Origin of the sequence: Roseiarcus sp., from assembly GCF_049514155.1 — a bacterium.
GTDB lineage: Bacteria > Pseudomonadota > Alphaproteobacteria > Rhizobiales > Beijerinckiaceae > Roseiarcus.
In genome coordinates this window covers 1-13,920 of record NZ_JBEKVH010000169.1, presented here as the reverse complement: position 1 = coordinate 13,920, position 13,920 = coordinate 1, and the positions used below count along the sequence as shown (strand labels likewise).

Sequence of the window (13,920 nt, the reverse complement as noted above, 5' to 3'; positions counted from 1 at the left end):
GTATGGGGCACGGCGCTGATCCCTTTCATGTCCAAGCGAGTCGCTAAACTCTGGAAATGATTAGAATCAATGCCGTGCGCTTTGCCCAGAAAAATCGAACCGGACAGCCGTGGGCTTGACCCAGCCATCCAGGTCGTGCCGGTCGGACGATTAAAAGTGCGCTGTCGCGGCGGCCTTCTGCGCGGAGAGTGACCGCCTGGATGGCCGGGTCAAGCCCAGCCATGACGGCGAAGGGGACGAAGCGGCCTCACCCCTCGCGCGCGCCCGCCTCGGGCGCTTCGTCGAGGGCGAGCGTGGCGAAACTGGCGAGCCAGTGCTCGCCCATGTAGTCGACCGAGAGGTGCGGGAGGCCGGCGGCGAGATGGCGCGCCGAAGCCGCCTCCATCGGCAAGCGGCGCGGATCGCCGGCGGGCAAGGCGGCGGCCAGCGCTCGCCAGCACCACGCCCGACTGAGATTGAGCCCGTCGAGATGGGCAATCTTGCCGTCGGTCCGATCGGCGACGCGCGCCGGCCGGAACAGGGACGCCGGCCGCCCTTCGGCGATTCCCGGCAGGAAGCGATCGAACCAGGGCCGGAACGTCTCCACCGGCAGGAGACGCCGCATGCCCTCGGCTTCGATCAAGGCGGGAGAGAGGAAGTCGTCCCCGCTCGGCTCGCCCCAGGCCGGGCAATCGACGTCCTCGCCGTACCAGCGGCGCGCCGCATCGAGAACAACCGCCGCCAGCGCGCGATCCGCCGCTGCGGCCGCGTAGTCCGCCGCCAGCCTCAAGCCGAAGGCGGTGTTGAAATGCGCGCCCGAGCGCACGGGATAGGCCGCGAGCGGCAGGAATTGGCAAAATCTCCGCGCGAGTAAGTCCGCGAGCGGAGCGAGCGCGCGCGACCAGCGCCCCTCGCCGCTCAGCGTCAGTTCCGCCGCCAGTTTGAGCAGCCAGCCCCAGCCGTAGGGACGTTTGAAGCCGCGCGCCGTCGGAGCGGCGAAATAGGCGCATTCGCCGGCGACCGCCTCGGGCGTGAACTGCGCGTCGAACAGCGCGCGGATATCGGCGCTGCGAGGCATGTCGGGAAAGCGGCGCAGCAGCCGCGCCAGCATCCAGTGGCTGTGGACGCACGAATGCCAATCGAAGCTGCCATAGAAGATCGGATGCAGCGCGCGCGGCGTGCGCGCATCCTGCGGCCCGGCCATCGCATGATCGAGATTGTTGGGATATTCGCGCCGGACATGGCCGAGCGCGAGACCGGCGAAGCGTTCGGCGAGATCCAGCGTCAGAACGGCGGTCGTCATCGCGGCGCCTTGCCGGAGTTGCGGGCTTTCGATCCGCGGCCCTGCGCGGCGCGGACCGCATGGACCTTATAGCGCGCCTGGGCAGTCTGGCGCGATATTCCGGGCGGCGGCGCCCCCAAGGTTCGAACCCGCCGCAACGGTCGACGCAACGCTTCGCGGGTCCCGAAGCGGCGTCGACACAATTGCGCCACGATCGTCGGCGATGAGAATGAACGTTCATTCTGGAATGAACGTTCATTCTCAGTGAGACATGCATGACGACCACCCCGGCTTCTGAGCGCCCGTCCCTCGATCGTCCGACCCACGACCTGCCCGGCCAGGATCGACACATCTACGAGCGCCAGGCCGACCATGTGCGCCGCGATCACATCGCCGCCGCCGCCGAGCGCGCCTTTGTGCGCCACGGCTTCCACGCCGCGACGATGCAGCAGGTGGCGGAAGAGGCCGGCATGAGCGCGGGCAACCTTTACCGCTACTTTCCCTCCAAGGAGGCCTTGGTCGAAGGCATCTGCCTGCTCGACCAGCGCGAGCGGGGCGCCGTCTTCCACGCCCTCGCCCACAGCGGCGACGTGCTCGGCATGCTCGAGGCGATGCTGCGCGACAACCTGCTCTGCAAGCCGCGCGAGAAGGCCGTGATGTTCCTCGAAGTGGCCGCCGAGGCGGGCCGTAACCCGCGCGTCGCCGAAATGATGCGGACGAACGACGCCGAGGTGATCGGCGGCCTCACCAGTCTGATCGAAATCGCCAAGGCCAACGGCGAGACGGCCGCCGACCTCGACCCCTATTTCGCCGCCCGTCTCATGTTCAATTACGTCGGCGGATTGTTCCGCCGCCGCGCGCTCGACGAACGCTTCGACGTCGAGGAAGAGGCGGCGATGACCATGGCCCTGCTGCGCGCGCTGTTCGCCGGCGCGATTTCGTCCTCGAACCCGACGGAGACGCCGTGATGCGCCGCGTTCTTGTTCCTTCGCTCGGCGCCGTCGCGCTGGCCGGCGGCCTCGCCGCCGCCCTCGTCGTCGCGCCCTGCGCGCCGCCTTTCGCCGCGCTCGCCGGCTTCGGCTTCGGCCCCGCGCATTGCGCCGGCCCGCGCGCCGCGGAAGCCCCGCGCGCGGTCGCGCCGCCGACGGTGAGTGTCGTCGCCGCGGTCGACCGGCCGTTCGTCGACCGACTGTTCGTCTCCGGTACGCTGGCGGCGCGCGAAGAGGCGCAAGTCGCGGCGCAGATCGACGGGCTGACGATCGTCGAGATCGACGCCGAGGAAGGCGATTTGGTCGCCGCCGGCCAGTTGCTGGCGCGGCTCGATCGCAGCCAGATCGACGCCCAGATCGCCCAGAACGACGCGGCGACCGCGCGCGCCGACGCGGCGATCGCCCAGGCCAAGAGCGCGATCGAACAGGCCCGGGCCCAGCTTTCATGGGCCAGCGACGACTACGACCGCGCCGCCAAGCTCGGCCCGCAGGTCATCGCCGCGGCGACGATCGAGCAGCGCGAAACGACCTTGCGCACCGCCCGCGCCCAGCTCGCCTCGGCCCAGAACGCGCTTTCGGTCGCCGAAGCCGACCGCAAGTCGCGCGACGGCGAGCGCCGCGAGCTCGAGGTCAAGCTCGCAGAGACCGAGGTCAAGGCGCCGGTCGCCGGAATCGTCAGCCGCCGCACGGCGCGGCTCGGCGCGGCGGTCGGCGGCGCGAGCGAGCCGCTGTTCCGCATCATCAAGGACGGCGCGATCGATCTCGAAGCGGAAGCGCCCGAGCAGGCGCTGCCGCGCCTCGCCGTCGGCATGAGCGCTGAGCTCGCCCTGCCCGGCGTCGCCGACAAGGTCGCCGGAACGGTGCGGCTGATCGGCGCCGAAGTCGACAAGGCGAGCCGCACCGGCAAGGTGCGCGTCGCGCTCGAACCCGGCGCGCGCGCCCATATCGGCGGCTTCGCCTCGGCCGAAATCACGCTCGCGCGCAGCCAGGGCGTCGGCGTGCCGGCGAGCGCGGTCGAGCGCGACGCGGCGGGCGCGCGGGCGTTGGTGGTGCGCGACGGAATCGTCGAGCAGCGCCGCGTCTCGGTCGGCGTCGCCGAGGGCGACGCGGTCGAGATCGCCGGCGGCGTCAGCCCGGGCGAGATGGTCGTCGCGCGCGCCGCCGCGTTCCTGCGGCCCGGCGACCGCGTGCGCGCCGTTCCCGCCGAGACGCAAGGAGCGACCCCGTGAGGCTCAACGTTTCCGCCTGGTCGATCCGTCGGCCGATCCCCGCCGCCGTCGCCTTCGTCATCCTGACGCTGCTCGGCATCGTCAGCTTCCGGCAGATGGCGGTGACGCGGTTCCCCAACATCGACATTCCAATCGTCCAGGTCGCCGTCACCCAATCGGGCGCCGCGCCGTCGGAACTCGAATCGCAGGTGACGAAGAAGGTCGAGGACGCGGTCTCCAACGTCCCCGGCGTCTGGCACATGATCTCGACGGTGACCGACGGCTCGTCGGTGACCGTCGTGCAATTCACCGTCGGCGCGGTCGACATCGACCGCGCCCTCAACGACGTCAAGGATCAGATCGCCAAGATCCGCTCCGACCTGCCGCGCACCATCGACGAGCCGATCGTCAGCCGCATCCAGGCCGAAGGCCTGCCGTTCGTCACCTACGCCGCTTCGGCCCCAGGCATGACCGCCGAACAATTGTCGTGGTTCGTCGACGACACGGTGGCGCGCGAACTGCAGAGCGTGAAGGGCGTCGGCGAGGTCAAGCGCTTCGGCGGCGTCGACCGCGAGATCCGCGTCGCGCTCGATCCCGACAAGCTGCTGGCGCTCGGCGTCACCGCCGCGCAGGTCAACGCGCAATTGCGCGCCGACAACATCGACCTCGGCGGCGGCCGCGCCGAGCTCGCCGGCCAGGAGCAGGCGATCCGCACGCTCGCCGGCGCGCGCACCGTCGCCGACCTCGCGGCGACGCCGATCTCGCTGCCCGGCGATCGCCGCGTGCGGCTCGACGAGCTGGCGAAAGTCACCGACGGCGCCGCCGAACCGCGCACCTTCGCCCGCCTGTTCGACGAGCCGATCGTCTCGTTCGGGGTCACCCGCGCCAAGGGCGCGAGCGACGTCGCGGTCGACAAGCTCGTCGCCGCGAAACTGGCGAATATTCAGGACGACCATTCCGAGGTCAGCTTCGCCAAGGTCGACACCCAGGTCGACAACGAGCTCGGCAATTATTCCTCGACCATGGAGACGCTGATCGAAGGCGCGCTGCTGGCGGTGATCGTCGTGCTCGTCTTCCTGCGCGACCTGCGCGCGACGATCGTCACCGCGCTCGCGCTGCCGCTGTCGATCGTGCCGACCTTCTGGGCGATGGACGCGATCGGCTTCTCGCTCAACCTCGTCAGCCTGCTGGCGATCACGCTGGTGACCGGCATCCTGGTCGACGACGCGATCGTCGAGATCGAGAACATCGTCCGCCACATGCGCATGGGCAAGTCGGCCTATCGCGCCTCGCTCGAGGCGGCCGACGAGATCGGCCTCGCCGTCATCGCGATTTCGCTGACCATCGTCGCGATCTTCTCGCCGGTCAGCTTCATGAGCGGCATCGCCGGCCAATACTTCCGCCAGTTCGGCCTGACGGTGGCGATCGCGGTGCTGTTCTCGCTGCTGGTGGCGCGCTTCGTCACGCCGGTCCTCGCCGCCTATTTCCTGCGCGCGCCGGAGGCGCCCGTCCATCGCGAAGGCGCGGTCATGCGCTTCTACACAAGGCTGGTGCGCGCCTCCGTGCGCCACCGCTGGATCACGCTCGCGGCAGGATTGATGATCTTCGTCGCCTCGCTCAGCGCGACCAAGCTGTTGCCGTCCGGCTTCCTGCCGGCCGACGATCAGGCCCGCGCGCTGCTGGCGCTGGAGCTGCCGCCGGGCTCGCGGCTCGCCGACACCGACCGCGTCACCCGCCGCATCTCGGACCAGCTCAAGAAAATGCCGGAAGTGCGCTCGGTGCTGATCTACGGCGGCGAGATTCTCGGGTCGGGGGCCGAACCGCGCAAGGCGACCTTCGTCATCAACTTCGTCAACAAGAGCGAGCGCGTCGCGAGCCAGAAGGATCTGCAGGCGCGCGTCGGCGCGATGCTCGCTTCGACTCCCGACATCCGCTATTGGTTTGTCAAGGACAACGGCCAGCGCGACCTGTCGCTGATCGTCGCCGGCCCCGACACGGCTGCGATCAATGATGCGGCCAATCAGCTCGCCAGCGAGATGCGCTCGATCCCGACGATCGAGAACCCGATCTCGACCGCCGAGCTCGATCGCCCGGAACTGCGCATCGTCCCCAAACGCCAGCTCGCCGCCGACCTCGGCGTCTCGACCGAGACGTTGTCGGAGACAATCCGCGTCGCCACGCTCGGCGACGTCGACGCCAATCTCGCCAAGTTCAACGCCGGCGACCGGCTGGTGCCGATCCGGGTCGAGCTCGACCAATCGGCGCGCGGCGACGTCGGCCGCCTGCAGGATCTGCGCGTGCCGACCGGATCGGGCGGCGCGGCGCCGCTGTCGGCGCTCGCCGACTTCGTCGTCGATCACGGCCCGACGGCGATCAACCGCTACGACCGCACGCGCCGCGTCACCATCGAGGGCGACCTCGCCGGCGATGCCGCGCTCGGCGACGCCGTCGCCGCGATCCACGCCCTGCCGGCGGCCAAGCATCTGCCGCCCGGGGTCGAAATCCGCGAGACCGGCGACGTCGAAGTGATGGGCGAGGTGTTCGCCTCGTTCGCCGAGGCGATCGGCGCCGGCGTGATGATGGTCTACGCGCTGCTGGTGCTGCTGTTCGGCAGCTTCCTGCAGCCGATCACCATCCTCGTCTCGCTGCCGCTGTCGGTCGGCGGCGCGATCGGCGCGCTGCTGCTGACCCACAAGGCGATCTCCATGCCCGTCGTCATCGGCATTCTCATGCTGATGGGCATCGTCACCAAGAACGCGATCATGCTGGTCGACTTCGCGCTCGAGGAGATCGGTCGCGGCACGCCACGAACCGAGGCGTTGGTCGAAGCCGGACGCAAGCGCGCGCAGCCGATCGTCATGACGACGATCGCCATGGCCGCGGGCATGTTCCCCTCGGCGCTGGGCCTGGGCGACGGCGGCGGCTTTCGCTCGCCGATGGCGATTGCGGTGATGGGCGGCCTGGCGGCGTCGACCTTGCTGTCGCCGGCCGCTTCGTCGGCGCGGCGGACGAGGCGACGCGTCCGCGTCCCGCCGCCGCGCCAACGGAGGAAGGGATCGACCTGTCGGCGCTGCCGAGCCCGGCGGAGTGACGCGTTCCCCTCTCCCAAACGGGCTACCGTATTCACACATCTTTGTCGGTCGGCGACCACATCGGCCCGTCGCCGTCAAGCCGCTTCGCGTCTGCTTCGCTGATGGGGTGGACGGCCCCTCTTACGGCATCTGGTGTGCCAGAGTGATGGTTGTCGCTATCGCTCACAGGGGAGCCGTCCGATGAACGTTACCACGATTGGGTTCGACATCGCCAAGGGCGTCATTCAGGTCCATGGCGTCGACGCGGCCGGGACAGTCACGCTTCGCAAGCGGATGTCGCGGGCGGGCGCGCTGAAGTTCTTTGGCGGGCTGAAGCCGTGCTTGATTGGCATGGAAGCTTGCGGCGGGGCGCACTTTTGGGCGCGCGAACTCGCCGGGTTCGGCCACACGGTTCGGCTGATTTCGCCGATTTATGTGAAGCCCTACGTGAAGCGCTCGAAGACCGATGCGGCCGATGCGGCGGCGATCTGCGAGGCGGTGAGCCGGCCGCACATGCGTTTTGTTCCGATCAAGAGCCGGGAGGACCAGGCGCTGGCGCAGGCTTACAAGACGCGCGGGCTGCTGGTCGCCCAGCGCACGGCGCTGGTCAACGCGCTGCGCGCGCATTTGACCGAGTTCGGCATCGTCGCGCCGCTCGGGCCGGCGGGCGCGGCGCAGCTGATCGCGCTCGTCAGGACCGATGTGGAGCCGCTGCCGGAGCTGGCTCGGCGGACCTTGCTCGAATTGGCCGACATGATCGAAGCGACGCAGGCGCGCATCGCCGCTTTCGACGCCCGGCTCAGGAAGCTCACGGCGACCGACGAGGCCAGTCGCCGGCTGATGAAGATTCCGGGCGTCGGCCCGGTGGCGGCGGGGACCCTTCGCGCGCTGGCCGGCGATGTCACGCGCTTCCGAACGGGCCGCGACTTCGCAGCCTGGCTCGGCTTGACGCCGCGCCAGAACTCGAGCGGCGCCAAAGTGCGCATCGGCGCGATCAGCAAGGCGGGCAATCGCGAGCTGCGAACCTTGCTCGTGATGGGGCAGATGGCCGTGCTGCGGTATGCTCTTGCCAACCCCGCCAAGGCCTCGCCATGGCTCGCCGGCATGATCAAGCGCCGCCCGCGGCTCGTCGTCGCCGTGGCCATGGCCGCCAAGACGGCGCGCGTCATTTGGGCCATGCTGGCGCGCGGCGAAAGCTATCGGCCGCTTCGGGTCTCGACCGCGGCGGGATGAGCTCACGGCAGTTCCACGGGGCCGGAGCCCTTCGGAAGCGGGGAAAATGCTCGGGAGATGATGACGGACCGGTCGCGCACCGGGGAGAGGCAAAACCCGCAAAGCGGATGGCGCGTCACAGCGCGTTTCGCTGATTGGGAGCCGATCCGCGGATTTCATCAGGGCCAGCGGCTCGCCACTACGCCGCACTCACAGGCCGTACACATGACCGCATACGACCCGTCCCAGCGCCACCCGAAAAATTCCCTTGCATCGCCGGGGCCGTCCACACATGTCGCTCGCAATGACGGGCGAGAATGACGCAATCCAAAAGTAATATGCTTTAGCGCGCGCCGTTCACACCATCTCGGCGACGTGCGACATCCGCTCGCGCGTGGCTTTCAGCAGCGTGATCGCCTCGTCGATCTCGCGCCGCTGGCGCTCGAGATGGCCGAGCTGGTCGACGATCTGCGCCGGCCGCAACCGCTCCTCGAAATCGCTCCGGGCGGCGCCGTCGTCGGCGCCGATCAGGTCGGCGATCTCGGTGAGGGTGAAGCCAAGCTGCTTGCCCTTGAGGATCATCGCCAGCCGCGCGCGGTCGACGCCGCCGTAATAGCGCGCGTTGCCGGCGCGGCGCGGCCGCAGCAGGTTGCGATCCTCGTAGAAGCGCAGCGTCCTCAACGTCACGCCGTAGGCGCGCGCCATTTCGCCGATGGTCGACTCGCGCCCGGCGATCGTCCCTGCCGCAGCGTCAATCATGGTTTCCGTGGCGTTGACCACGTTCCGCAATGGCGAATTCGCCTTCATGGCCGATCCTTTCCGTCAGCGCCGAGAGACGACGAGCCGCCGTCGCCTGGATGCGGCGCAACGCAACGGATAGACGCAAAGGCGGCCCGAACGCAACCATGGGTTGTTACACGCAGTAACGACAACCGTCACAAGGTTTGGGCGGCGAGGCGCCCCATTTCGGGCCGATCTTAACCATTTGTTCACCACGTCAGCGGAAAACTCGGCCAGCTGCGCCGCGTGGAGCCGGCGGCGCAGCGATTCCCCAGGGGGCGGCCACGGGCGAGACGATGGAAAGCGCGACGGCCTGGAAGGTCACGGGCGTAGGGCGCGAGACGCGCGTTTTTGCCGAAGAGGCCGCCCGTCGGGCCGGACTCGATCTTGGCGACTGGCTCGACGAAGTCATCGCCGAACGCGCCGCTGAACGCGGCGTCGATCCCGCCGATCTCAGGCGCGACGACCGACTCGACGCGATCGGCGAGCGAATCGCCGGCCTGGCGCGGCGCGAGGACCGATTCGAAGACGAGCGCCGGGCGCGTCCGCGCCTCGAGCCGCGCTGGTCGCGCGAGGCGCCCCGGCCGCGCGAATCGCGCCGCAACGACGATCTGCTGGAGGATGCGATCGCCCGCCTCGAAGGCCGCGCCGAACGCGCCGAAGCGTTGCAGGCGGCGGCCGAACGGCTGGCGACGGTCGAACAGCGGGTCGAACGGGCTTTGGAGCCGCGGGTGCGCGACCTCGACGCGCGCCTCGACGCGCTCGCCCGCCGCGTCGAACACGAGCCCGAGCGGCGGCGCGAGCCGCCAAAAGCGGTCGAACGGCCGCGTCTCGATCAACCGGCGGCCGAACGGCCGCGCTTCGATTCGCTACCGGCCGAACGGCCGCGCTTCGATCCAAAAGAAGCCGCGGCGCAGATCGCGCGCCGGCGCGGCGAGCTCGACGCGCGCGCGGCGGGCGTGGAAGCCGCGCCCCGTCCGCGCGCCGTCGCCGCCGAAGCCGCCGCGCCTTCCGGCTTCGAGCCCCTGCGCGAAGAGATCGCCGCGCTCACCGCGCGGCTGGAAAAGATGCGCCGCGAGCAGGCCGAACAGTCGCCGCCCGCCGCTTCCGACGTGCAGGCGGTGCGCGAAGAACTGGCGGCGATGTCGCGCAGCCTCGCCAATCTCGCCCCCCGCAACGCGGTCGTCGCGCTCGAGGGCGCGATGCGCGATTTGAGCGAGCGCGTCGCCGCGCTCGGCGACGGCGGCGCGCGCGACGCGCTGAGCGCGCTGATCGTCGAAGCGCGCGAGGCGCTGCGCGCCCATGATCCCCACGCCGCGGTCGCCGGGCTCGAGCGCGAACTGCGCACGCTCGGCGCCAAGGTCGACGCGATCGCCCAGGGCGTCGTCGATCCCGCCGCTTTCCAGCGCATCCGCGCCCAGACCGAAGAAGTGCGCAACCTGCTCGCCGCGGCCGCGTCGCGGCCGGTGCCGGTCGAGCGGCTCGAACGGCAGATCGGCGAACTCGCCGACCGGGTCGACCGGCTCGCCGCCAGCCCGGCGCCGCAGGCCGAATCGGCGCGGCTCGGGGCGCTGATCGCCGATGCGCGGGCGCAGATCGAGCGCTCGATCCCCGCCGCCGCCCTGACCGCGATCGAGCGGCGGCTCGAAGAGCTCGCCCAGCGCATGGACGCGGCGTTGCGGCGTCCGCCGCCGCCCGCGCCGATCGACCCGCGCGTGTTCGAAGATCTTGCGCGCCGCATCGACAGCCTGCACGGCGCGGTCGAGCGCCAGCCCGACCCCGCCAGGTTGGAGGCCGTGCTGCGCGAAATCGCGCAGAAGCTCGATCGCCCCGCCGCCATCGGCGGTTCGCTCGAGCCGTTGACCGGCATGCTGCGCGACCTCGGTCAGCGGCTCGACCAGCGCGTCGGGCCGCCGCTCGACATCGCGCCGCTCGAACAGGCGTTGCGCGCGCTCGGCGAACGGCCGATCGAAATCGACACCGCGCCGATCGAAGCGATGATGCGCGACCTCGGCGCCAAGCTCGTTCCGGCCGCCGCGCCCGACATGCGGCCGTTCGAGGTCATGCTGCGCGAGATCAGCCAGAAGCTCGACCGCGGCGCGCCGCCCGGCGATCTTGCGGCGATGATCCGCGAGCTCGGCCAGCATATCGACGAGCGTGTCGGCCAAAAGCTCGACACGCGAGCGCTCGAAGAGGCGCTGATGGCGCTGCGCGACCGGCTCGAAAGCGGGCCGGCGGAGCACTTCGACGTCAAGTTCATCGAGGAGGTCGCCGACCTGCTCGCCGAACGGCTCGATCGGCGCGTCGACGCCGGCGCCGGCGTCGACGCCGAAGCGTTGGCCAGCCAGATCGCCCTCATTCACGACCGCCTCGACGCCTTGCACGGCGCCGGTCCCGGCGCCGCGCTCGAACAGCGCATCGCCGACCTGGTCGACGAGCTCGATGCGACGCGTCGCGCGATGCAGGCGCCGAGCGCGCCGGTCGCCGACGGCTTCGCCGAATTGCGCGCCGAGCAGGGGGATTCCGACAAGCGGACCCAGTCGCGCCTCGCCAATGTGCAGGACATTCTCGAGCGCATGGTCAGCCGGCTCGGCCGGCTCGAGGACGAGATCGCCCGCGTCGACGAAGCGCGCGCCGCCGCGCCCGTCGCCCTGGCCGCTCCCGCTGCGGCCGCCCCGCCCCCGCCCGGCGCGCCGCCGCGTTTCCCCGACGAGCCGTTCCGCGCCGTCGGCGCCGCGTCGCGCGATCTGCCGGAGCGCGCGCCGCCGGTCGCCCCGCCGCGCGCGCTCGACGGCGCCGATTTCCTGCTCGAACCCGGCTCGACCCTGCTGCGGCCGCGCGCCGTCGAGGCGAACGAGCTTGCGCCGCCGAAGAGCGCGATCAACGCCCATATCGCCGCCGCCCGCCGCGCCGCCCAGGCGGCGCTCACCGAACAGACCGGCAAACCCGCCGCGCCGGCGGCGGCGGAGGAGGAGGGCGAGAGCCGCATCGCCGCGATCGGCGGTCGGGCGATGGCCTTCGCCGCCGCGCGCCGCAGGCCGCTGCTGCTCGGCCTGGCGCTGATCGCCGCGATGGCGATGCTGGCGGTGATCGAACTGCGCGGCGGCCATGCGCCGCTGTTGCAGAAGTCGGAGCTCACGCCGCCGGCGGCGAATGTCGCTGCGCCGCTGGCCGCCGCGCCGACGCCGAAAGTCACCTCCGCCGATCTCGACACGACGCCGACCGGCGCGATTTCCCCGTCGGCTTCGCCCGCCAAGGCGCCGCCCGCCGATCTGGCGGCGGGTATTCCCGCCGGCCTGCCGCAAGCCTTGCACGACGGCGCCGCCGCCGGCGACGCGGGCGCCGCGTTCGAGCTCGCCCTGCGGCTGCTCGACGGTCGCGGCGTCGCGCGCGATCCCCACGCCGCCGCGCAATGGTTCGAGCAGGCGGCGAACCGCGGCCTGCCGATCGCCGAATACCGCCTCGCCGCGCTCTACGAGAAGGGCGTCGGCGTGACCCGCGACCTGCCGGCGGCGATGGGCTGGTACGTCAAGGCCGCGACCGCCGGCAACGCGCGGGCGATGCACAACCTCGCCGTCATGCACGCCGAAGGCTCGATCGGCGGCAAGCCGGATTACGCCACCGCGGCGGAATGGTTCCGCAAGGCCGGACAGTTCGGCGTGCGCGACAGCCAGTTCAACCTCGGCATCCTTTACGCGCGCGGGCTCGGCGTGCCGCAGGACATCGGCCAGTCGTGGCTGTGGTTCTCGCTCGCCGCCCAGCAGGGCGATTCCGACGCCGGCCACAAGCGCGACGACGTCGCCGCCAAGATGGACAAGCCGGCGCTCGACGCCGCCGGCCAGGCGCTCGCCGCGTTCAAGGTTTCGACGCCGGCCCCCGCCGCCAACGAAGCGCCGGCGCCCGCCGGCGGCTGGGACGGCAAGGCCGCGCCGCAAGCCAACGCCAAGCCGGCGACCGCGCTGTGATCTTCCCCCTCTCCCGCTTGCGGGAGAGGGTTGGGGTGAGGGCAGGTCAGCGACTCCCCCTCATCCGTCGCCGCTTGGCGACGACCCCTTCTCCCGCGAAGCGGGAGAAGGGGATCAGCCGGCGATCTTGGAAAAATCCGCCACCGTGTGCACGGCGTCGCGCAGCTCGCCGAGCAGGCGTAGGCGGTTGAGGCGCAGTTCGGGATCGTCGGCGTTGACGGTGACCTTGAGGAAGAATTCGTCGACCGGCGGACGCAACGCGGCAAGCGCGCGCATCGCGCCTTCGAAGTCTTCGCTGGCGACGCGCTCCGCCGCTTCCGCGCGCGCGCCGGCGAGCGCGGCGGCGAGCGCCTTCTCTTCCGGCAGCACGAGCGCGCTCGCGTCGTGCTTGGCGGCGAAGGCGCCGGCGCCGTCCTTCTTTTCCTCGGCGCGCAGGATGTTGGCGGCGCGGCGATAGCCGGCGAACAGGTTCTTGCCGTCGTCGCTGTCGAGCAGTCGCCCCAGCGCCTCGACGCGGCGCACGATCATCAGCAGGTCGTCCTGGCCCGGCAGCGCGAACACCGCGTCGATCAGATCATGCCGCGCGCCCTTGTCGCGCAGATAGACCTTGAGGCGATCGGCGAAGAAGGCGAGGAGATCGGAGATCTTTTCGTTCGCATCTTGGGCCTCCGCCGGCGTCCAGCCGCCAATCAATCTTGTGTTGATCGATGAGGTCAGCCAATCGATTAGCGACTTATCCGCGGTTCTTGGAGCCCCCATTGTGAGGACCCGATTCAAGTTTGAAAATAGATCCGCTAGAGCCGTCCTCACTTTCTGAAGAAGATGGGGAAGCATCGCGTAGACGAAGACGCTCGACAGTGGCAGCCTCAGCTCATTCTCCAGCACGATCCGTATCACCCCCAGCGCCGCCCGTCGCAGCGCATACGGGTCCTTGCTCCCCGTCGGCTTCTCGTCGATCGCCCAGAAGCCGGCGAGCGTGTCGAGCTTGTCGGCGAGCGCGACGGCGACCGAGATCGGCGACGTCGGGATGCGGTCGTTCGGGCCTTGCGGCTTGTAGTGCTCCTCGATCGCGTCGGCGACGCTCGGCTCTTCGCCTTGGGCGCTCGCGTAGTAGCGACCCATCAAGCCTTGCAACTCGGGGAACTCGCCGACCATCTCGGTGACCAGATCGGCCTTGGCGAGCCGCGCCGCGCGCTCGGCGAGACCGGCGTCGGCGCCGACGATCGGCGCCAGTTCGCGCGCCAGCGCGGCGATGCGCGCAACCCGCTCGCCCTGCGTGCCGAGCTTCTCGTGAAAGACGATGGCCAGCGCCTTCAGCTTCTCCAGCCGCTGGTCGAGCGGCTTGTCCGCCTTGTCGGCGTAATCGTGCAGCGGCGCGAGGTCGGTGCGCCAGAAGTGGCGCGCGTCGGCGAGCCGCGCCCGCACGACGCGCCC

Annotated in this window: 8 protein-coding genes; 5 read left to right on the top strand and 3 right to left on the bottom strand. The window is 70.5% G+C overall.

Translation table 11 applies throughout. The features are described from left to right. Positions 1 to 247: 247 nt before the first annotated feature. The gene (locus ABSF49_RS18445) at positions 248 to 1,282 is read right to left on the bottom strand and encodes a DUF2891 domain-containing protein (RefSeq protein WP_424114105.1); all 1,035 of its coding nucleotides are present in this window, start codon (positions 1,280 to 1,282) and stop codon (positions 248 to 250) included. Between the two features lie 254 nt (positions 1,283 to 1,536). Between ABSF49_RS18445 and ABSF49_RS18440 the strand changes: the two genes are divergently transcribed. The 4 genes from ABSF49_RS18440 (at position 1,537) to ABSF49_RS18425 (ending at position 7,762) form a co-directional block, all read left to right on the top strand. Continuing rightward, positions 1,537 to 2,229, top strand: a complete 693-nt coding sequence (locus tag ABSF49_RS18440; protein ID WP_424114104.1) for a TetR/AcrR family transcriptional regulator — start codon at positions 1,537 to 1,539, stop codon at positions 2,227 to 2,229. Continuing rightward, positions 2,229 to 3,479 carry an efflux RND transporter periplasmic adaptor subunit gene (locus tag ABSF49_RS18435; RefSeq protein ID WP_424114103.1) on the top strand — a complete coding sequence of 417 codons (1,251 nt, stop codon included), beginning with the start codon at positions 2,229 to 2,231 and terminating at the stop codon, positions 3,477 to 3,479. Before ABSF49_RS18440 ends, ABSF49_RS18435 begins: the two co-directional genes overlap by 1 nt. Then, positions 3,476 to 6,652 carry an efflux RND transporter permease subunit gene (locus ABSF49_RS18430; RefSeq protein ID WP_424114102.1) on the top strand — a complete coding sequence of 1,059 codons (3,177 nt, stop codon included), beginning with the start codon at positions 3,476 to 3,478 and terminating at the stop codon, positions 6,650 to 6,652. Before ABSF49_RS18435 ends, ABSF49_RS18430 begins: the two co-directional genes overlap by 4 nt. Positions 6,653 to 6,730: 78 nt before the next feature. Next, positions 6,731 to 7,762: an IS110 family RNA-guided transposase gene (locus tag ABSF49_RS18425; protein ID WP_424114101.1), complete on the top strand. Its 1,032-nt coding sequence runs from the start codon at positions 6,731 to 6,733 to the stop codon at positions 7,760 to 7,762. A 336-nt stretch (positions 7,763 to 8,098) separates the two neighbouring features. Here ABSF49_RS18425 and ABSF49_RS18420 read toward each other — a convergent pair whose 3' ends face one another. Next, a complete protein-coding gene (locus tag ABSF49_RS18420; RefSeq protein ID WP_424114100.1) occupies positions 8,099 to 8,548 on the bottom strand; it encodes a MerR family transcriptional regulator in 450 nt (149 codons plus the stop codon). Between the two features lie 269 nt (positions 8,549 to 8,817). On the opposite strand from ABSF49_RS18420, the gene ABSF49_RS18415 reads away from it, so the two are divergent. Continuing rightward, positions 8,818 to 12,486: a hypothetical protein gene (locus ABSF49_RS18415; RefSeq protein WP_424114099.1), complete on the top strand. Its 3,669-nt coding sequence runs from the start codon at positions 8,818 to 8,820 to the stop codon at positions 12,484 to 12,486. 114 nt (positions 12,487 to 12,600) lie between these two features. Here ABSF49_RS18415 and glyS read toward each other — a convergent pair. Further along, a partial coding sequence (gene glyS / locus ABSF49_RS18410; RefSeq protein WP_424114098.1) for a glycine--tRNA ligase subunit beta occupies positions 12,601 to 13,920 on the bottom strand: 1,320 nt, incomplete at its 5' end.

Excerpts from the sequence above, each read along its gene's own strand:
- ABSF49_RS18420 (WP_424114100.1), bottom strand. The coding sequence starts at position 8,548 with ATGAAGGCGAATTCGCCATTGCGGAACGTGGTCAACGCCACGGAAACC.
- ABSF49_RS18435 (WP_424114103.1), top strand. The coding sequence starts at position 2,229 with ATGCGCCGCGTTCTTGTTCCTTCGCTCGGCGCCGTCGCGCTGGCCGGC.
- ABSF49_RS18415 (WP_424114099.1), top strand. The coding sequence starts at position 8,818 with ATGGAAAGCGCGACGGCCTGGAAGGTCACGGGCGTAGGGCGCGAGACG.
- ABSF49_RS18445 (WP_424114105.1), bottom strand. The coding sequence starts at position 1,282 with ATGACGACCGCCGTTCTGACGCTGGATCTCGCCGAACGCTTCGCCGGT.
- ABSF49_RS18440 (WP_424114104.1), top strand. The coding sequence starts at position 1,537 with ATGACGACCACCCCGGCTTCTGAGCGCCCGTCCCTCGATCGTCCGACC.
- ABSF49_RS18425 (WP_424114101.1), top strand. The coding sequence starts at position 6,731 with ATGAACGTTACCACGATTGGGTTCGACATCGCCAAGGGCGTCATTCAG.